This window comes from Streptomyces bicolor (assembly GCF_000719285.1).
Taxonomy (GTDB): Bacteria; Actinomycetota; Actinomycetes; order Streptomycetales; family Streptomycetaceae; genus Streptomyces; species Streptomyces bicolor.
The window spans coordinates 266,698-285,652 of record NZ_JOFS01000009.1 but is presented as its reverse complement, the minus strand read 5'-3'; the positions used below and the strand labels follow the sequence as shown (position 1 = coordinate 285,652).

Here is an 18,955-nt window from a genome sequence, read left to right as displayed (position 1 = left end):
GAAACGCATGATGCTCCGCATGCTAGCCGAGCCCCTTCGGATGCGGGGCGCCGTATCAGTATGCGGGACCCGAAGGACGAATGGGGCAAAAAGTGCGCCATACCACTTCGTCACGGAGCGTGCGGCTCCCTGTCGGCATATTTCACCAATCATGGTTGCGGGTAGTGACAGCGGCATCACCCAATGCAAGGGTGCCGGGCATGACGACGAACGGGGGCTTCGAGCCCGTCTTCTGCACCGTCGTACCGCCACATGTCCTCGACAAGCTGGCACGGAACGACGACCCCGCACTCTCCGGTCCCGCCCGGCGGACCCTGATGCGCGACAGCGAGCTGCGCGGCAAGCGCCGTGTGACCACCGAGTTCGCCCTCGCGGCCGCCCCGACGGCGAAGGCACCGTCGGAGCAGCCGCTGCGGACGATCTACGACGCCGAGCACGGGACCGCCCTGCCCGGCACCAAGGTCCGCGGCGAGGGCCAGGACCCCGGCCAGGACGCCACGGTCAACCGGGCGTACTCCGGCCTCGGCGCCACCTTCGAGCTCTTCCTGAAGGCGTACCAGCGCCACTCCATCGACGGCGACGGCCTGCCCCTGGACGCCACCGTCCACTACGACGAGAACTACAACAACGCCTTCTGGAACGGCGAGCAGATGGTGTTCGGCGACGGTGACGGCGAGATCTTCCTCGACTTCACCATCCCGATCGACGTCATCGGCCACGAGCTCACCCACGGCGTCACCCAGTACACGGCCAACCTCACGTACTACGGCCAGCCCGGCGCCCTGAACGAGTCCATGTCGGATGTCTTCGGCGCCCTCATCAAGCAGTACACGCTCGGCCAGACCGCCGCCGAGGCCGACTGGCTGATCGGCGCCGGCCTGCTCGCCCCCAGCGTCTCCGGCAAGGCCCTGCGCTCGATGAAGGAGCCGGGTACGGCGTACGACGACGACGTCCTCGGCAAGGACCCGCAGCCCGCGACCATGGACGAGTACGTCCGCACCGGCCGCGACAACGGCGGCGTCCACATCAACTCCGGCATCCCCAACCACGCGTTCTACCTGGTCGCGACCGCCCTCGGCGGCCACGCCTGGGAGCGGGCGGGGCAGATCTGGTACCACGTCCTGACCGGAGGCGAGCTGTCGGACCGGGCCATGTTCTCCGACTTCGCCAAGCTGACCGTCGACGCCGCACGCAAGCTCTACGGCGACGCCACCGACGAGCGTCGGGCCGTGGAGAAGGCGTGGGAGCAGGTCGGGGTGCGGATCCTGTAAGTCCGTACTAGACAGGAACCCATGCGTATTCAGGTACGGCGCACGGGCGGATTCGCGGGCATCGAGCGGCACGCCGAGGTGGATACCTCGGGGCGGCCCGACGCCCAGGAGTGGCACGCCCTGGCCGAGAGCGCGGTCGCGTCCGGCCGGGGCACGCCCCCGATCGGGGTTCCGGACGGCTTCAGCTACCAGATCACCGTGGACGGCAAAACGGTGTACTGCTCGGATCCCCGGCTCACCGACGAGCAGCGCAAGCTGATCTCCAGAGTGCTCAAGGAAGGCGCGTAACGGGCAGTTCACGCCGGGCCGTTGACTTCCGTTACCGCCGGTACGGATGATCCGGCGCATGGCGACTGATGCGCGCGGCGCGACGAACCCGATACCCCAGTTCCCGGCCGGCTTCCTGTGGGGCGTCTCGACCTCGGCCCACCAGATCGAGGGAGCGACGGACGAGCGCGAGAAGTCCGTGTGGGACGCCTTCACGGCCGAGCCGGGACGGGTGAAGGACGGCTCCACGGCAGCGGTCGCCTGCGACCACTACCACCGCTACCGCGAGGACGTGGCGCTCCTGGCCGACCTGGGCGTGGGCGCGTACCGCTTCTCGATCTCCTGGCCCCGGGTGAACGCGCCGAAGGGCCTCGACTTCTACGACCGTCTGGTCGACGAGCTGTGCGCGGCGGGCGTACGCCCGGTCCCGACCCTCTTCCACTGGGACCTCCCGGTCGCGCTCGACTGGCTCGACCGGGACACGGCCGCCCGTTTCGCCGAGTACGTGTCGGTGGTCGCCGAGCGCCTGGGCGACCGTGTGGAGAAGTGGATCACCCTCAACGAACCCGCCGAACACACCCTCCTGGGCCACGCCCTCGGCACCCACGCCCCGGGCAGGCAGCTCCTCTTCGACGCCCTCCCGGTGGCCCACCACCAGCTCCTGGCCCACGGTCTGGCCGTACGCGCGCTGCGCGCGGCCGGTGCCACGGACATCGGGATCGCCAACTCGCACGGGCCGACGTGGCCGGCGTCGCGGGAGCAGGCGGACCTGGACGCGGCGGACTTCTACGACCTGCTCCTCAACCGGCTGTTCGCCGACCCGCTGCTGCTCGGCCGATACCCGGACGGCATCGGCGAGTTGATGCCCGGTGACGTCGAGTCCGACCTGAAGGTCATCGCCGAGCCGCTCGACTTCTACGGCGTCAACTACTACGCGCCGACCCGGGTGGGCGCCCCGCAGGGTACGGAGATCGAGTTCGGCGGGGTGACGATGCCGGCCGAACTGCCCTTCTCGGTGCGGGAGATCGAGGGTGTGCCGACGACGGACTTCGGCTGGCCGGTGGTCCCCGAGGGCCTGACGGAACTGCTCACCGGCTTCCGGGAGCGCTACGGCGACCGGCTCCCTCCGGTCGTCATCACCGAGAACGGCTGCTCGTACGAGGGCGTCGACGACCAGGCGCGGATCGCCTATCTGGACGGCCACATCCGTGCTCTGCACAAGGCGGTGGAGGCGGGCGTGGACGTGCGCGGGTACTTCGTCTGGTCGCTGCTCGACAACTTCGAGTGGGCGGAGGGATATGCGCGCCGGTTCGGCCTGGTGCACGTGGACTACGAGACGCTGACGCGGACGCCCAAGGCGTCGTACGGCTGGCTGCGGGACGTGCTCCGGGCGCAGGGATGACGAGGGCCGAGCCCGGTCTGCCACCCCATGCCCTCATCGAACCCGGCATGGGGGTGCCCCCGGTTTGAGCGAAGTCGAAAACTGGGGGAGGGTCGGCGGGGGCTGGACGGCGGCGCTGGGGCTGGCCAACGTGGCGATCTGGGTGGGCTGGTACGGCCCGCTGCAGATCCTGCTGGCCCGGCAGGCGGAGGACTTCGCGCCCGGCACGGGGATGTCGAAGGAGACGCTGCTGGCCTGGGTGACGGGCGTGGGCGCGGTCGTGTCCCTGGCGGCTAACCCGTTCTTCGGCGCCCTGTCGGACCGCACCACGGCCCGTTGGGGCCGCCGTACGCCGTGGATCGTGGCCGGTGCGGCGGGCGGCGCGCTGTCGCTGCTGCTGCTCGCCGGCGCGGGCGGACTGTGGACGATGGCGGTCGGCTGGTGCCTGGTCCAGCTGACGCTGAACGCGGCCTTCGCAGCGGTGACGGCGGCCGTGCCGGACCGGGTGCCGCGGCTCCAACGCGGGGCGGTGGGCGGCTGGTTGGGGGCGGCGCAGATCCTCGGCGCGGTCGCCGGTACGGGTCTGGCGACGGCGGCCGGCGGGATCGCGGCGGGATATGCGGCGTGCGCGGTGTTCGCGGTGGCCGGGGTGTTGCCGTATGTGCTGAGGTACCGCGATCTGAGGCTGGGGGTCGCGGACCGGCCGGCGTGGTCCTGGGGCTCGTTCGTGCGCGGCTTCTGGCTGAGTCCGCGCCGCTACCCGGACTTCGGCTGGGCCTGGCTGACCCGCTTCCTGATCAACCTCAGCAACGCGCTGGTGATCCTCTACCTGCTGTACTACCTGCGGGACCGGCTCCGCTACGACGACCCCGAGCAGGGAGTGCTCATCCTGACCGCGGTGAACAGCGTCACGCTGCTGGCCACGGTCGTGGTGGGCGGCGTCTGGTCCGACCGCGTGGGCCGCCGCAAGCCCTTCGTGCGGTGGTCCGGCGTACTGATGGCGGCGGCCACCGCCCTGCTCGCCGCCTGGCAGACGTGGCCGAGCGCGATCGTCGTGGCGGCGCTGCTGGGCGTGGCGCTGGGGGTGTTCATGTCGGTCGACTTCGCGCTGATGACGGACGTACTGCCGAAGGCGGGGGACCGGGGCAAGGACCTCGGCGTCATCAACGTGGCGAATGCGTTGCCGCAGGTGGCGGCACCCGCCCTCGCCGCGCCGATCGTCACCTACATGGGCGGCTACCGGGTGCTGTACCTGGTGGCGGCCGTGATCGGGTTGGCGGGGGCGGTGCTGGTGGGCCGGATCAAGGGCGTGGACTAGTCAGCGGACGGTCCGGCAACGCCGACTAGAGGGCTCCGGCATCCCGCGCCGCATAAACACTGGGATACACCGGCCGATACCCCAGCTCCCGTCGGATCCGCTCGGTGGACATGATCGCGAGCCACGGATCGGGATCGGTACGGTCGTACAACCCCTCCGGCACGTCAACCCCGTTCAACTGGTGCAACTCAACCGCCGTAACAGGGGCGTCGTCGGCGATGTTGTAGATCCGCCCCGCGATCCCCGGCGCATGCAGGATCCGCAGCAGCCCTTGGGCGACATCCGCGTGATGGCCCATCTGCAACCGCTGGGTCGCCGCCCAGTTCCCGGCCCACATCAGGGACTGGGCGAGATGCGGATCGCCCTCGCCGTAGACGAAGGGCAGCCGCCCGACCCGCACGTCCATGCCGTCCAGCGCGAGCAGCTCCCGCTCGGCCTGCGCCTTGGACTCGGGGTAGGCGCCCCACATCGCCCCGCCGGGCCGGGTCTCGTCGTCCTCGGTCAGCGGCCGTCCGCGTCCGACGCCGTACACGAGTCCCGTGCTGACCTGCACGAACCTCCGCACACCGGCGGCCTGCGCGGCGCGGCCCAGTTCCACGGCCGCGTCCCGGTTGACGGCCCACGCCTCCTCGTCCGGGACCCCGCGGAAGGACGCGGCGACGTTCACCACGGCGTCGACCCCGGCGACCGCCTTGCCCAGCACCTCCGCGTCCCGCAGATCACCGACCACGACCTCGGCGCCCAGCTCGGCGAAGGGCTCCCCGCGCGCGGCGTCCCTGACCAGCACCCGCACGCTCTCTCCAGGCCGGGCCTGCGCCAGCAGCCTCGGCACGAAGCGGCGGCCGACCTGACCCGTCGTACCCGTCACCAAAGTCAGCATGTCCTGCTCCTCTCGTCACCGACCACCCTCGGACGGCACGGGTACGAGCGGGAGAGACCCGTTGATCAGGGGATCGGCAGTCCCTGGATAAGCCGGGCGGCATGCCCGAGCCTGGGGGAGTGAACCGAGCCGAACTCGCTGACTTCCTGCGCCGCGGCCGTGCCCGCCTCGGCCCCTCCGACGTGGGCCTCACGGCCGGCAGCCGCCGCCGTACGCCGGGGCTGCGCCGGGAGGAGGTGGCGGCGCTGGCCGGGATGTCCGTGGACTACTACGCGCGGCTGGAGCAGTCACGGGGGCCGCGCCCGTCCCGCCAGATGCTGACGGCCCTGGCCCGGGCGCTGCGCCTCACCGATGTCGAGAGCGACCACCTGTTCCATCTGGCGGGCGAGGAGCCCCCGCGCCGCGAGACGGCGTCGGGGCATGTGCGCCCCGGTCTGCTGCTGATTCTGGACCGCCTGTACGACACGCCGGCACAGGTGGTGACCGACTGCGGCGAGGTGCTCGCCCAGAACGCCATGGCCAGGGCGCTGGTCGGCGACGTGATGTCCCGGCCCCCGCGCGACCGCAACCTGGCCCGCCTGTTCTTCCTGGACCCGGCCGCGCGCGCCCTGTTCCCGGAGGAGGACCGCGCGGACCACGCACGCGGCCATGTCGCGAGCCTGCGCGCGGTGACCGCGGCCCGCCCCGACGACCCGGAACCGGCCGCGCTGGTCGCCGAACTCCGTGCGGCCAGCGAGGAGTTCGCCCGCCTGTGGGACGAGCACGAGGTGTCCCGGCGCAACCGGGCGACGAAACGCTTCGTGCACCCCGTGGTCGGCCTACTGGAACTCGACTGCGAGGTCATGCTCAGCCACCTGCACCACCACCTCCTGGTGGTCCACACGGCCCGACCGGGGACGGAGGCGTACGAGCGCCTGCAACTGCTGCGGGTGGTGGGGGTGCAGGACATGTCCCCCGCTCCGAGCAGGTGAGTCCGAGCAGGTGAGGTCAGAACCCCAGCTTGCGAAGCTGCCTCGGGTCCCGCTGCCAGTCCTTCGCCACCTTCACGTGGAGGTCCAGGAACACCGGCGTCCCCAGCAGCGCCTCGATCTGCTTGCGCGACTTGATCCCGACTTCCTTCAGCCGCTTGCCCTTCGGGCCGATGATGATGCCCTTCTGACTGGGCCGCTCGATGTAGACGAAGGCGTGGATGTCGAGGAGCGGCTTGTCGGCGGGGCGGTCCTCGCGGGGGAGCATCTCCTCGACCACGACGGCGATGGAGTGGGGCAGCTCGTCGCGGACGCCCTCGAGCGCGGCCTCGCGGATCAGTTCCGCGATCATGATCTGCTCGGGCTCGTCGGTCAGCTCACCGTCGGGATAGAGGGCCGGCCCCTCCGGCAGAAGCGGAACGAGCAGGTCGGCCAGCAGGCCCACCTGCTTGTCGCCGACCGCCGAGACGGGCACGATCTCGGCCCACTCGAAGCCGAGCTCCTTGCCCAGCTGGTCGATCGCGATCAGCTGCTCGGCCAGCGTCTTCGGGTCCACCAGGTCGGTCTTGGTGACGACCGCGATCTTCGGCGTCTTCTTGATCGACGCCAGCTCCTTCGCGATGAAGCGGTCGCCGGGACCGATCTTCTCGTTCGCGGGCAGGCAGAAGCCGATCACGTCGACCTCGGCCCAGGTGGTGCGTACGACGTCGTTCAGGCGCTCGCCCAGCAGCGTGCGCGGCTTGTGCAACCCGGGGGTGTCCACCAGGATCAGCTGCGCGTCGGGCCGGTGCACGATCCCTCGCACCGTGTGCCGCGTCGTCTGCGGCTGGTTCGCGGTGATCGCCACCTTCTGCCCGACCAGAGCGTTCGTAAGCGTGGACTTGCCCGCGTTGGGGCGGCCCACGAAGCAGGCGAAGCCGGCGCGGTGGGGGGCCTCGGACGGCTCGGATGACTGACTGCGAACGCTCATGGCGCCCATTCTCCCTGATCCACAAGCCCCCGCCGTACAAGGGAGCGACCACACCCCGCACACAGGAGCGACCACCACCCGCCGCGTGAGCTTCCGGAAACCCCCACGCAATGAAACACCCCGGAAACACACCCGTACACAGCCGGAAACGCTTCCCGGTGAACCTCTGACGAGCCCCCGCACCGTTGGAGACCACCGTGCCCCTCGCCGCCGCAAGCGTCGACACCGGCGACACCGCCTGGCTGCTCGCCGCCACCGCCCTCGTGCTGCTGATGACCCCGGGCCTGGCCCTGTTCTACGGCGGCATGGTCCGCACGAAGAGCGTCCTCAACATGCTGATGATGAGCTTCGTGTCCATCGCCCTGGTGACGGTCGTCTGGCTGGCCTGCGGATACTCGCTCGCCTTCGGGGACGACGCCTTCGGCGGGCTCATCGGCGGGCTCGACCTCGCCGGCATGTCCGGCCTCGGCCCCGACAGCGTCCAGGGCACCGTCCCCACCCTCCTCTTCGCCACCTTCCAGCTCACCTTCGCGATCATCACGGCGGCGCTGATCAGCGGTGCGATCGCCGACCGCGCGAAGTTCGGCGCGTGGCTGGTCTTCGTGCCGGTGTGGGCGCTCCTCGTATACGTTCCCGTCGCCCACTGGACCTGGGGCCCCGGCGGCTGGATCCTCGACCGGCTCGGCGCCCTGGACTTCGCCGGCGGTCTCCCGGTCGAGATCACCTCCGGCGCCTCCGGCCTCGCCCTCTGCCTGGTCCTGGGCCCGCGGCTCGGGTTCAAGAAGGACGCCATGCGGCCGCACAACCTGCCGATGGTGATGCTCGGCGCAGGTCTTCTCTGGTTCGGCTGGTTCGGGTTCAACGCGGGCTCCGCCCTCGGCGCCAACGGCCTCGCGGCCGCCGCCTTCCTCAACACCCTCGCCGCCGGCTGCACCGGCCTGCTCGGCTGGCTCTTCGTGGAGCAGAAGCGCGACGGTCATCCGACGACGCTGGGCGCCGCCTCCGGCGCGGTCGCCGGCCTGGTCGCCATCACGCCGTCCTGCGGCTCGGTGTCCCTGCTCGGCGCGCTCGTCATCGGCCTCGCCGCCGGTGTCGTCTGCTCCTACGCCGTCGGCTGGAAGTTCAAGCTCGACTACGACGACTCCCTGGACGTCGTCGGCGTCCACCTCGTCGGCGGTGTCATCGGCACCCTGCTGATCGGCGTCTTCGCGACGTCCACGATGACGGGCGGGGCCGAGGGCCTGCTGTACGGCGGCGGACTCGCGCAGCTCGGCAGGCAGCTGGTGGCGATCGTGGCCGTGGCGGCGTACGCCTTCCTCGTCACCTACGGCATCGGCAAGGTCATCGACAAGGCCATGGGCTTCCGGGCGGGCGAGGAGCAGGAGCACACCGGCCTGGACCTTACGGTGCACGCCGAGACCGCCTACGATCACGGGGTCCTGGGGCACGGCGCCCCGGTCACCGCGTCCCCCTCCTCCTCCGTCGCCGCCGCCCAGAAGGTCAAGAAGCAGGCATGAAGCTCATCACCGCGATCGTCAAGCCGTACCGGCTCGACGAGGTCAAGACCGCCCTCCAGGAGATCGGTGTGCACGGTCTGACCGTGACCGAGGCGAGCGGCTACGGCCGTCAGCGCGGCCACACCGAGGTGTACCGGGGCGCGGAGTACCAGGTCGACCTGGTGCCGAAGGTCCGGATCGAGGTCGTCGTGGACGACGCGCGGTCCGACGACGTCATCGACGCGATCGTGAAGGCCGCGCAGACCGGAAAGATCGGCGACGGCAAGGTCTGGGCGCTGCCGGTCGACACGGTCGTACGGGTGCGGACGGGCGAGCGCGGCCCCGACGCGCTGTAAAGCCGTAGGGCCGGTCCGGCGGATCGTCCCGGCGTCGCCGCGGGGCCCGGCACGCACAGCTGCGGCGTTGTCGTCGGTCGCCGCCGTAGCGGCTGATCGACACGGCTCCTCCGTCTCGCAGTTGCACGCACAAGCTCCGGCGACGCCGGGACCGCGCCCTGGCGTCAGCGCGTCAGGCGCCTCAGTCGAACACGAACGGGCCCGGCGACTGCGGCCCGGTCGCCGTGCACGTGATGGTGATGCCGAAGACGGTCATCTGCAGCGAGCCGCCGAAGGCCTCCAGGCTGTCCCCGGAGGCGACGGTTCCGCTGAGCGGGCCGACCTGGACGGGGTCGCCGGCGGCCATCGCCGGGTTCTCCGTGCCGGTGAAGGCGACGGTGCCGCCGCCCGCCTTCACGAGGGTGAGTGTCGAGGAGATCGAGTCCTCGCCCAGCGCGATCGGCGCGGTGATCGCGGAGGAGTTGACGGTGACGGTGGCGGCGGTGCCGTTCTGTGTCGCCGTGAGGGTGGCCTCGCCGCCGCCGAAGCTGCCGCAGTCGGCGTTGATCGTCGCGGTTTCGGGGGTGACGGCGAGGGCGGCGGGCGCGAAGGCCAGTCCGGTGGCCGCGAGGGCCCCGGCCACCAGCGCCGCACCTGCTCCGATTCGCTTGCCTCTCATCCGATTCATCGGATCCTGTTCCCTTCCCGTGTGGGGATTTCGGTGTGGGGATGAACGGGAGGTACGAGGACGGGCCGTGCGGGCGGACGTGGTGCGGGACGTCGCATGGGGGGTGAATCTGACGGTCCGTCGGAACTGCTGTTTCCATTGATGCGCGTGGGGTGGAGCCCGGCAAGGGTGATTTCCGGCCGACGACAACCGCTCTCTGCCGGGCGAGGGCCCCGCCGGGAGCAGCGGAGCGTCACCGGTCGGTTACCGGCCGCGAAAGCGCGTCCCGCTCGTGAAGCGACCGCCGTGGAGCCCGTGAAAACGGCCACCGTGAAAAGGCCTACGGCGTTGTCAGTCCCCCGGCGTACTCTAGAAATCGCCAGGCCGCCCACGTGGCAGGCGAGTCGTATCGAGGAGGATGAGCAGGCCTACAGAGCCGGCCCATGACTCAGACACCCACAGCTCACACCCCCGCGCAGGGGCAGGCACGAGCGCAGTTCACCGTCCCCGCCCAGCACCCCATGGTGACCGTCCTGGGGTCCGGCGACTCCCTCCTGCGCGTGATCGAGAAGGCCTTCCCGGCGACCGACATCCATGTCCGGGGCAATGAGATCAGCGCGGTCGGCGACAGTCATGAAGTCGCCCTTGTCCAGCGTCTGTTCGACGAGATGATGCTGGTGCTCCGCACCGGACAACCGATGACGGAGGACGCAGTGGAACGCTCGATCGCCATGCTCAGGGCAACGGAGAACGGCGAAGGCCCGGAGGAGACCCCCGCCGAGGTCCTCACCCAGAACATCCTGTCCTCGCGCGGTCGCACGATCCGCCCGAAGACGCTCAACCAGAAGCGGTACGTCGACGCGATCGACAAGCACACGATCGTCTTCGGCATCGGCCCCGCCGGCACCGGCAAGACGTACCTCGCCATGGCCAAGGCGGTGCAGGCCCTGCAGTCCAAGCAGGTCAACCGCATCATCCTGACCCGGCCGGCGGTGGAGGCGGGCGAGCGGCTCGGATTCCTCCCGGGCACGCTGTACGAGAAGATCGACCCCTACCTGCGCCCGCTGTACGACGCGCTGCACGACATGCTCGACCCCGACTCCATCCCGAGGCTCATGGCCGCCGGGACGATCGAGGTCGCGCCGCTCGCGTACATGCGTGGCCGCACGCTGAACGACGCCTTCATCATCCTGGACGAGGCCCAGAACACCAGCCCCGAGCAGATGAAGATGTTCCTCACCCGCCTCGGCTTCGACTCGAAGATAGTCATCACCGGTGACGTCACCCAGGTCGACCTCCCGGACGGCACCAAGTCCGGTCTGCGGCAGGTGCAGGACATCCTGGACGGCGTCCCGGACGTCCACTTCTCCCGGCTCTCGTCCCACGATGTCGTACGGCACAAGCTCGTCGGCCGTATCGTCGACGCGTACGAGGTGTACGACAGCAAGCACGGCACCCAGAACGGCACACACAAGGGCCGCGGCGGCAAGGCCGGGCACAAGGGGAAGTAGAGAACACGCACGACCATGTCGATCGACGTCAACAACGAGTCCGGAACCGAGGTCGACGAGCAGGCGATCCTCGACATCGCCCGCTACGCGCTCGCGCGGATGCGCATCCACCCGCTCTCCGAGCTCTCGGTGATCGTCGTGGACGCCGACGCCATGGAGCAGCTCCACATCCAGTGGATGGACCTGCCCGGGCCCACCGATGTCATGTCCTTCCCCATGGACGAGCTGCGGCCGCCCTCCAAGGACGACGACGAGCCGCCCCAGGGGCTGCTCGGTGACATCGTGCTGTGCCCCGAGGTCGCCGCCAAGCAGGGGGCGGAGGCGCCCACGCAGCACTCCATGGACGAGGAGCTCCAGCTGCTCACCGTCCACGGAGTGCTGCACCTGCTCGGGTACGACCACGAGGAGCCCGACGAGAAGGCCGAGATGTTCGGCCTGCAGGCCGCCATCGTGGACGGCTGGCGTTCGGAGAAGGGCCTGACGGGGCCCTCACCGGCCCCGACTGTGTCATGAGCATCCCCCTCATCTCCGGTGCGATCGCCCTGGTGGTCGTCGCCTGGCTCGCCGCCTGCGCGGAGGCGGGCCTGGCGCGCGTCTCCAGCTTCCGCGCGGAGGAGGCCGTACGCGGCGGCCGGCGCGGCAGCGAGAAGCTCGCGCTGGTCGCCGCCGATCCGACGCGCTATCTGAACGTCGCGCTGCTGGTCCGGGTGGCCTGCGAGATGGCCGCGGCCGCGCTCGTCACGTACGCCTGCCTCCAGGAGTTCGACAGCACCACCGAGGCGCTGCTGGTCGCGATAGCGGTCATGGTCCTGGTGTCGTACGTCGCCGTCGGGGTCTCCCCGCGCACGATCGGCCGCCAGCATCCGCTGAACACGGCGACGGCGGCGGCGTACGTCCTGCTGCCGCTCGCGCGGATCATGGGGCCGATCCCCTATCTGCTGATCCTCATCGGCAACGCGCTCACCCCGGGCAAGGGCTTCCGCCGCGGCCCGTTCGCCTCCGAGGCGGAGCTGCGCGCGCTGGTCGACCTCGCCGAGAAGGAGCAGCTGATCGAGGACGAGGAGCGCCGGATGGTGCACTCGATCTTCGAGCTGGGTGACACGCTGGTGCGCGAGGTCATGGTCCCGCGTACCGACCTGATCGTGATCGAGCGGTACAAGACGATCCGCCAGGCCCTCACCCTCGCCCTGCGCTCCGGCTTCTCGCGCATCCCGGTCGTCGGGGAGAGCGAGGACGACGTGGTCGGGATCGTGTATCTGAAGGACCTGGTCCGCAAGACGCACATCAGCCGGGACGCGGAGAGCGAGCTGGTGTCGACGGCGATGCGGCCCGCGTTCTTCGTGCCCGACACCAAGAACGCCGGGGACCTGCTGCGGGAGATGCAGAAGGAGCGCAATCACGTGGCCGTCGTGATCGACGAGTACGGCGGCACCGCGGGCATCGTCACCATCGAGGACATCCTCGAGGAGATCGTCGGCGAGATCACCGACGAGTACGACCGTGAGCTGCCGCCGGTGGAGGAACTGGGCGAGGACCGCCACCGGGTCACCGCCCGGCTGGACATCACCGACCTGGGCGAGCTGTACGGCCTCGACGAGTACGACGACGAGGACGTGGAGACGGTCGGCGGGCTGCTCGCGAAGGCGCTCGGCCGGGTGCCGATCGCCGGGGCGTCGTCCGTGGTGGAGCTGCCCGACGGCCGTGAGCTGCGCCTGACGGCGGAGGCGGCGGCCGGCCGACGGAACAAGATCGTGACCGTTCTCGTGGAGCCGGTGAGCCCCGTCGCGCTCCGGGAAGAGGAGAAGGAGTCCGAGTGACGCCTCAGGAACTGCGCGCCTTCTGCCTCTCCCTCAACGCGACCGTCGAGGACTTCCCCTTCAACCTGGAGACCTCGGTCTTCAAGGTCCTGGGCAAGCTCTTCGCCCTGACCAACCTGGACACGCACCCCCTGAAGGTCAACCTCAAGTGCGACCCCGAGGACGCCATACGGCTCCGCGGCGAGCACCCGGGCCTGATCGTCCCCGGCTGGCACATGCTGTGCTCTCTGGGGGGATACCCCCCAGACCCCCGAGCGGCACTGGAACACGGCGACGGCCGACGATGCACTCCCCATCCGCCCCGTCGCCGCAACCGGAGGTGAAGCCGACGTGACACCTCAAGAACTGCGCGCCTTCTGCCTCTCCCTCAACGCGACCGTCGAGGACTTCCCCTTCAACCCGGAGACCTCGGTCTTCAAGGTCCTGGGCAAGCTCTTCGCCCTGACCAACCTGGACGCGCACCCCCTGAAGGTCAACCTCAAGTGCGACCCCGAGGACGCCGTACGGCTCCGCGGCGAGCACCCGGGGCTGATCGTCCCCGGCTGGCACATGAACAAGCGGCACTGGAACACGGTCACGGTGGACGGCGAGCTCCCGGACCGCCTGGTCCGGGAGCTCATCGAGGACTCGTACGACCTTGTCGTGGCGGGTCTACCGAGAGCCGACCGCCTCCGCCTCGACCGCCCCTGAGCCGGCCGCCGCCCGCCAGGGCCGCAGGCCGAGCGCGATCAGGGCCGCGGCGGCCAGGACGATCGCCACGTTCAGCGCCATGACCGTGCGGGTGCCGGACAGCAGGTCGCCGGCGGTGGTGGCGAGGACGCCGAGCAGCGGGATGCCGACCGTGAGGCCCACCTGCTGGGTCGAGGTGACCAGGCCGGTGGCCAGGCCCTGCTCCTCGTCGGGGACACCGGAGGTGACGGTCAGGCCGTAGGAGATGATCGCGCCCAGGTGGAACATGCTCGCCACCGAGACGGCGGCGGTGGCGAGCCAGACGGACCAGGTGTGGGCGTTCAGGAACAGCAGGCCCGCGGTGAAGACGCCCTGGCCGGCCAGCGAGACGACCAATGTGCGGCGCGCGCCGAGCCGGCTGATGACCCTCGGGGTGAGCGAGCCCGCGATCACCGACACGACGCCCTGGACACCGAAGACCAGGCCGGTCTCCCACGCCGACAGGCGCAGGGTCTCCTGCAGGTACAGGGTCAGCACGAAGACCACCGTCGACATCATCGAGAAGGTGACCAGACCGCCCAGGTTGCCCCACGCCACCGTGCGGCGGCGCAGCATGGGCAGGGAGACGAGCGGTTGCCGGGTGCGGGACTCGACGACCGCGAAGGCCGTGAGGAGCGCGATGCCCGCGACCAGGGTCGCGATGACGTCGGCGCGGCCGAAGCCGTGGTCGGCGGCGGTCGTGAGGGCGTAGATCAGGGACAGCAGGCCGCCGGTGACGGTGATCGCGCCGGGCACGTCCAGGTGCGGGCGCTCGGGGGTGCGGGACTCGGGCAGCAGACCGGGCGCGAGCGGCAGCACGATCAGCGCGAAGATCGCGAGCAGGCCCATCGTGGAGCGCCAGCCGAGCGCGTCGGTCAGGACTCCGCCCGCGACCATGCCGATGGTGAAGCCGAGGGACATCAGCGTCCCCGAGATGCCGAGGGCGCGGTCGCGGGCCGGCCCCTCGGCGAACGTGGTCGTGAGCAGGGACATTCCGGTCGGGACGATGACCGCCGCGCCGAGACCCTGCAGCGCGCGTCCGGCGAGGAACGACGCCGGGTCCCAGGCGAACGTCGCGAGCACCGAGGCCGCGGCGAACAGGGCGAGGCCGGTGAGGAACAGCTTGCGGCGGCCGTAGAGGTCGCCGATGCGGCCGAAGAGGAGCAGGAACCCGCCGGACGGCAGCGCGAACGCGGTGACCGCCCACTGCAGCGCCGACTGGCTCATCCCGAGGTCGGCGCCGAGGACGGGGAGGGCGACGTTCAGGACGGAGAAGTCGAGCGCGACCATGAACTGGGCCGCGCACAGGATGAACAGGACGAGTTTGTCGCGCGTCGACATCCGGGGGGTGTCGAGCGGTGAGGTGGGACTGGGAGTGGAACTGGGAGTGGGGCTGGTGGTGTCGATCGCCATGGGCAAGAGACTGCTGGCGCCGGAATAGCCGTGGGGAGCGGGAAGTTGTGCTGGTGGTGGCACCACCAGGCAACGGGATGAGGGGGATCCGTACGTGTCTCAGGGCACGCTGAAGAGCCAACGGCGGCAGGAACTGCGCGAGTTCCTGATGACCAGGCGGGCCCGGGTGACGCCGGCCGAGGCGGGCCTGCCGGACGGCGGGGCGCGGCGCCGTACGCCGGGATTGCGGCGCGAGGAGGTCGCCGTGCTCGCCGGGGTGGGCGCCTCCTGGTACCAGTGGCTGGAGCAGGGGCGGGAGATCACCGTGTCGCCGCAGGTGCTGGACTCGGTGGCGCGGGTGCTGCGGCTGAGCAACGCCGAGCGCCGGCACCTGTATCTGCTGGCCGGGCTGAATCCGCCGACGCCCGAAGTCGCGCCCGGCAAGCAGGACATGTGTGACGGGCTGCGGCGGCTGATCGACGCGTGGATGCCGTATCCGGCGCACATCATGGACCGGTACTACAACGGCGTGCTGTTCAACGACGCGGCCGCGACGGTGCTCGGCATACGGCCCGGCAGGCGGTGGAACTGCCTGATCGACTTCTTCACCGATCCCATGTACCGGGCGCGGGCGAAGAACTGGGAGGCGAACGCCGGTACGGTCGTGGCGCAGTTCCGCGCGGTGTGCTCGGCCTCCCCCGACGACGAGGGATTCCAGGCCGTGCTGGCCGAGGCGACGGCGTCCAGTCCGGAGTTCCGCGAACTGTGGGAGCGGCGGGACATCGAGGACGCCGGGCAGATCCGCAAGGAGCTGGACCATCCGCTGGTCGGGGTGCTGTGCCTGGAGTCGAGCGTGATGCAGATGCCGGTGCGGCCCGATCTGTCGATCGTGCTGCACACGCCGCTGGACGAGGCGAACACGGCGGCGAAGCTTCAGTGGCTGGCGTCGCCCGAGGGGCGGCGCGGGGCGATGTACCCCGTGGCCGGGTAGGCGTACCCCGTGGCAGGGCAGGGCGGGTGCCGCTTCGTATGCTCAGGTCATGACCGACAACAGCGCGCTTGACCCCGAGGACCGCAAGATCGTCACCCTGGCCCGTTCCGCGCGGGCCCGCAACGGTGTGCCCGAGGGGGCGGCCGTACGGGACGAGACCGGCCGTACGTATGTCGCCGGGACCGTCGCCCTGGACTCGCTGAAGCTGAGCGCGCTGCGGACCGCCGTGGCGATGGCGGTGGCGTCGGGGGCGAAGTCGCTGGAGGCGGCGGCGGTCGTGACGGAGGCGGAGTCGCTGTCGGCGGAGGACCGGGCGGCGGTGCGGGATCTCGGTGGGGCTGGCACGCCGGTGCTGGTGGCGGGGCCGGACGGGGTGGTTCGTACGACGGTGACGGCCGGCTGAGGCCCGCGGGACACGGACCCGGCCGGAGTTCAGGTCCGGGCCGCCCCCGTGATGTGGCTGAGCACGCAGAGCCATCGGTCGTCGCGCCGTACGAACACGTCGGTCGTCCATTCGTCGGCGTCGAAGCGTTCGCCCCGGTAGTGAGCGGTGTTCGTGATCCGGGCCGTCAGGACCGCCGAGTCGCCGTACACCTGGATCCTGGGCTCGCCGACGAGCTGGAACGCCGAGTGGGTCAGGTCGCCGGACTCGACGTACGCCAGGAACTGCCCTCGGGTGGAGATGCCCGACTCGGAGACGATGACCCAGTCCTCGGCCATGAAGCCGGCGATCCGCGCGGGGTCGTCGGAGACCATCGCCGCCGCCCAGTCGTGCGCGAGGGCGGCGAGCCGGTCGTGCAGCGCACCGTCCGGTCCGTGCGGGGCCGCACTCGCGTCGTCGCTCATGGCCGGATGGTAACCGGAGCCGGCCGACGGGGCGCCCGGAGCGGATCCGACGGGCGAGTGTCAGTGCCGGGTGCCACGCTGAAGTCATAGCGGATCTGCGGAAGGGCATCGTCATGATCACCACTGACCTCTCCCCCGGCTCCCCCTGTTGGCTCGACCTCGGCTCTCCCGACGTCCGGGCCGCAGCGGCCTTCTACGGCGCGGTGCTCGGCTGGGAGTTCGAGTCCATGGGTGAGGCGGAGGACTTTGAAGGCGGGATGTTCAAGAAGGACGGCAAGACCGTCGCCGGGCTCGGCAAGCTCACCGAGGAGGGGGCCCGCTCGGCCTGGATGATCTACTTCACCGTCAGGGACGCGGACGCCACGACCGAGGCGGTTCGCGGTGCGGGCGGCACCGTGCGGGTCGAGCCGCGGGACCTCGGCGACTGGGGCCGGATGGCGCAGTACAGCGACCCGCTGGGCGGGCAGTTCGCCGTCTGGCAGCCGGGGAAGAACGCGGGCTTCGAGCTGGCGGACGAGACGGGGTCGCTGTCGTGGACCGAGCTGTACACGAGCGACGCCGGGGCCGCGAGGGAGTTCTACGGCACCGTCTTCGGCTGGCAGTACAGCGACATGGAGCTGCCGGGCGGCGGGGGCACCTACACCCTCATCACCCCTGCCGAGCTGCCCGAGGAGCGTATGCAGGGCGGCCTGATGGAGCTGCCCAAGGAGAACCTCGCGCTGGCGGGCGGACAGCCGTACTGGCACCCGGTGTTCAACGTCGACGACTGCGACGCCGCGGTCGCCAAGGTCACCGAGAACGGCGGCAGCGTGCAGATGGGGCCGGAGGACGCGGAGGGCGTGGGCCGGCTGGCGGTGTGCCTGGACCCGGCCAACGCGGACTTCGTGGTGCTGAAGCCGGCGCCGCCGAGTTGAGCCCTGCCGCCCACCGCACTCTCACACCGACCGGCGAAACCCGATCGTCGGCACCGCCCGCCGCAACGGCCAGGGTCTCGCCGCGTCCTCCGGCACCACGTCCGCCAGGAACGCGTACCGGCGCAGGGCCTCGGGGTCCTGCCGGTCGAGGGACTGCACCTGGCGCCACCAGGCGCCGATCTCGGCCCAGCCGGGGGCGGAGAGGGAGCCGCCGAACTCCTGCACCGAGAGGGCGGCCGTCAGCCCGGCGAAGGCGAGCCGGTCGGCGAGCGGCCAGTCGGCCAGGGTGCCGGTGACGAACCCGGCCACGAAGACGTCACCGGCGCCCGTCGGGTCCAGCGCCTCCACCGCGATGGCCGGGACCACGGCCGTCTCCCCGGTCCGGCCGTCCACCGCGTACGCGCCCTCCGCGCCGAGGGTGACCACCGCCACCGGGACGTACGCCGTGAGGGCGTGGGCCGCCTCGCGGGGGCACTCGGCGCCCGTGTACCGCATGGCCTCCTGGGCGTTGGGCAGGAACGCCTCGCAGTGCTCCAGGTCGGCGAGGCCCGCCAGATCCCACGCCCCCGTGTCGTCCCAGCCGACGTCGGCGAAGATGCGGGCGCCCTTGCTCGCGGCCTGCGCGATCCAGGGGGCCCGCTGTCCCGGCACCAGGGAGGCCACGGCGGCACGCGCGCGGGGCGGGCAGTCCGGAGCCGGCTCCTCCGGGGGTGGCTCGTGGCCGTGGGAGACCATCGTGCGCTCCCCCTCGTACGCCATCGAGACCGTGACCGGCGAGTGCCAGCCGGGCACCGTGCGCGACGGCGAGAGGTCGATGCCCTCGCCGTGCTCCAGCGTGTCCCAGCAGTACTCGCCGTAGTGGTCGTCGCCGAAGGCCGCCGCGAGCGATGTCCGCAGGCCGAGGCGGGCCAGGGCCGTCGCCATGTTCGCCACCCCGCCGGGGCTCGACCCCATCCCGCGCGCCCAGGACTCGGTCCCGCGCACGGGGGCCGAGTCCAGGCCGGTGAAGATGATGTCGAGGAAGACCGTGCCCGTGAGATACACGTCCCAGGGCGGGTCGGCGGGCGTGCGCAGGCCGGAGAGGGGGTCGACCTGGGCGCTGTGGCCACGGCGGTACTGGCCTCCGGCCGTGGCCGTCCTGCCCATGGGCGTCTTCCCCATGGTCGCCTTCCCCTGCGGCGAGGGGCCCTTTCCGTTGGGCGCGGTGGGCGTGGTCACGGTGC

20 protein-coding genes and 1 pseudogene are annotated in these 18,955 nt (G+C 70.9%); 15 read left to right on the top strand and 6 right to left on the bottom strand.

The annotated features are described in order from the left end of the window. Positions 1–200: 200 nt before the first annotated feature. From IF78_RS0114385 to IF78_RS0114370, 4 genes are all read left to right on the top strand, one after another. A complete protein-coding gene (locus IF78_RS0114385) occupies positions 201–1,271 on the top strand; it encodes a M4 family metallopeptidase (RefSeq protein ID WP_031476949.1) in 1,071 nt (356 codons plus the stop codon). Between the two features lie 21 nt (positions 1,272–1,292). After that, positions 1,293–1,559, top strand: a complete 267-nt coding sequence (locus tag IF78_RS0114380; RefSeq protein ID WP_031476947.1) for a protealysin inhibitor emfourin — start codon at positions 1,293–1,295, stop codon at positions 1,557–1,559. Between the two features lie 46 nt (positions 1,560–1,605). Beyond that, positions 1,606–2,940, top strand: coding sequence for a GH1 family beta-glucosidase (locus IF78_RS0114375; RefSeq protein ID WP_031476945.1), 1,335 nt, complete (start codon positions 1,606–1,608; stop codon positions 2,938–2,940). A gap of 64 nt (positions 2,941–3,004) precedes the next feature. Then, positions 3,005–4,237 carry an MFS transporter gene (locus IF78_RS0114370; RefSeq protein ID WP_031476943.1) on the top strand — a complete coding sequence of 411 codons (1,233 nt, stop codon included), beginning with the start codon at positions 3,005–3,007 and terminating at the stop codon, positions 4,235–4,237. Positions 4,238–4,262: 25 nt separating this feature from the next. On the opposite strand, the gene IF78_RS0114365 is transcribed toward IF78_RS0114370, so the two are convergent. Next, the gene (locus IF78_RS0114365) at positions 4,263–5,117 is read right to left on the bottom strand and encodes an NAD-dependent epimerase/dehydratase family protein (RefSeq protein WP_031476941.1); all 855 of its coding nucleotides are present in this window, start codon (positions 5,115–5,117) and stop codon (positions 4,263–4,265) included. 119 nt (positions 5,118–5,236) lie between these two features. Here IF78_RS0114365 and IF78_RS0114360 point away from each other — a divergent pair, with 119 nt between their 5' ends. Further along, complete coding sequence (locus tag IF78_RS0114360; protein ID WP_031476939.1) at positions 5,237–6,088, top strand: helix-turn-helix transcriptional regulator; 852 nt, start codon at positions 5,237–5,239, stop codon at positions 6,086–6,088. A 16-nt stretch (positions 6,089–6,104) separates the two neighbouring features. On the opposite strand, the gene era is transcribed toward IF78_RS0114360, so the two are convergent. After that, positions 6,105–7,055 (bottom strand): GTPase Era, encoded by a 951-nt coding sequence (gene era, locus IF78_RS0114355; RefSeq protein WP_037640431.1) that lies wholly within the window; start codon positions 7,053–7,055, stop codon positions 6,105–6,107. Between the two features lie 197 nt (positions 7,056–7,252). Here era and IF78_RS0114350 point away from each other — a divergent pair, with 197 nt between their 5' ends. Together IF78_RS0114350 and IF78_RS0114345 are read left to right on the top strand one after the other, a co-directional pair. Continuing rightward, positions 7,253–8,572 (top strand): ammonium transporter, encoded by a 1,320-nt coding sequence (locus IF78_RS0114350; protein WP_031476937.1) that lies wholly within the window; start codon positions 7,253–7,255, stop codon positions 8,570–8,572. After that, positions 8,569–8,907, top strand: a complete 339-nt coding sequence (locus IF78_RS0114345; protein ID WP_031476936.1) for a P-II family nitrogen regulator — start codon at positions 8,569–8,571, stop codon at positions 8,905–8,907. The genes IF78_RS0114350 and IF78_RS0114345 overlap by 4 nt, the downstream gene beginning before the upstream one ends. Positions 8,908–9,088: 181 nt before the next feature. On the opposite strand, the gene IF78_RS0114340 is transcribed toward IF78_RS0114345, so the two are convergent. After that, positions 9,089–9,565: a hypothetical protein gene (locus IF78_RS0114340; RefSeq protein WP_031476935.1), complete on the bottom strand. Its 477-nt coding sequence runs from the start codon at positions 9,563–9,565 to the stop codon at positions 9,089–9,091. A 431-nt stretch (positions 9,566–9,996) separates the two neighbouring features. On the opposite strand from IF78_RS0114340, the gene IF78_RS0114335 reads away from it, so the two are divergent. The 5 genes and pseudogenes from IF78_RS0114335 to IF78_RS0114315 all read left to right on the top strand — a co-directional run bounded on the left by IF78_RS0114335 (position 9,997) and on the right by IF78_RS0114315 (position 13,571). Then, the gene (locus tag IF78_RS0114335) at positions 9,997–11,064 is read left to right on the top strand and encodes a PhoH family protein (protein ID WP_031476934.1); all 1,068 of its coding nucleotides are present in this window, start codon (positions 9,997–9,999) and stop codon (positions 11,062–11,064) included. Positions 11,065–11,079: 15 nt separating this feature from the next. Next, positions 11,080–11,577 (top strand): rRNA maturation RNase YbeY, encoded by a 498-nt coding sequence (gene ybeY, locus IF78_RS0114330; protein WP_031476933.1) that lies wholly within the window; start codon positions 11,080–11,082, stop codon positions 11,575–11,577. Continuing rightward, entirely contained in the window at positions 11,574–12,881 is a 1,308-nt protein-coding gene (locus tag IF78_RS0114325; RefSeq protein WP_031476932.1) for a hemolysin family protein, read from the top strand. The genes ybeY and IF78_RS0114325 overlap by 4 nt, the downstream gene beginning before the upstream one ends. Beyond that, a pseudogene (locus tag IF78_RS43620) lies at positions 12,878–13,187 on the top strand (MmcQ/YjbR family DNA-binding protein); the annotation flags it as partial. The gene IF78_RS0114325 and the pseudogene IF78_RS43620, both read left to right, overlap by 4 nt. Positions 13,188–13,211: 24 nt before the next feature. Next, the gene (locus tag IF78_RS0114315) at positions 13,212–13,571 is read left to right on the top strand and encodes an MmcQ/YjbR family DNA-binding protein (protein ID WP_031477219.1); all 360 of its coding nucleotides are present in this window, start codon (positions 13,212–13,214) and stop codon (positions 13,569–13,571) included. Here IF78_RS0114315 and IF78_RS0114310 read toward each other — a convergent pair. Beyond that, positions 13,533–15,002, bottom strand: a complete 1,470-nt coding sequence (locus IF78_RS0114310) for an MFS transporter (RefSeq protein WP_031476931.1) — start codon at positions 15,000–15,002, stop codon at positions 13,533–13,535. The genes IF78_RS0114315 and IF78_RS0114310 overlap by 39 nt on opposite strands. Positions 15,003–15,150: 148 nt before the next feature. On the opposite strand from IF78_RS0114310, the gene IF78_RS0114305 reads away from it, so the two are divergent. Together IF78_RS0114305 and IF78_RS0114300 are read left to right on the top strand one after the other, a co-directional pair. Beyond that, positions 15,151–15,972, top strand: coding sequence for a helix-turn-helix transcriptional regulator (locus tag IF78_RS0114305; RefSeq protein ID WP_051827890.1), 822 nt, complete (start codon positions 15,151–15,153; stop codon positions 15,970–15,972). A 49-nt stretch (positions 15,973–16,021) separates the two neighbouring features. Beyond that, positions 16,022–16,375, top strand: coding sequence for a cytidine/deoxycytidylate deaminase family protein (locus IF78_RS0114300; RefSeq protein ID WP_031476929.1), 354 nt, complete (start codon positions 16,022–16,024; stop codon positions 16,373–16,375). Between the two features lie 29 nt (positions 16,376–16,404). On the opposite strand, the gene IF78_RS0114295 is transcribed toward IF78_RS0114300, so the two are convergent. Beyond that, a complete protein-coding gene (locus tag IF78_RS0114295; protein WP_031476928.1) occupies positions 16,405–16,818 on the bottom strand; it encodes a nuclear transport factor 2 family protein in 414 nt (137 codons plus the stop codon). 113 nt (positions 16,819–16,931) lie between these two features. On the opposite strand from IF78_RS0114295, the gene IF78_RS0114290 reads away from it, so the two are divergent. Further along, complete coding sequence (locus tag IF78_RS0114290) at positions 16,932–17,732, top strand: VOC family protein (RefSeq protein ID WP_031476927.1); 801 nt, start codon at positions 16,932–16,934, stop codon at positions 17,730–17,732. Positions 17,733–17,753: 21 nt separating this feature from the next. On the opposite strand, the gene IF78_RS0114285 is transcribed toward IF78_RS0114290, so the two are convergent. Then, positions 17,754–18,878 (bottom strand): carbohydrate kinase family protein, encoded by a 1,125-nt coding sequence (locus tag IF78_RS0114285; protein ID WP_037640427.1) that lies wholly within the window; start codon positions 18,876–18,878, stop codon positions 17,754–17,756. Positions 18,879–18,955 lie beyond the last annotated feature (77 nt).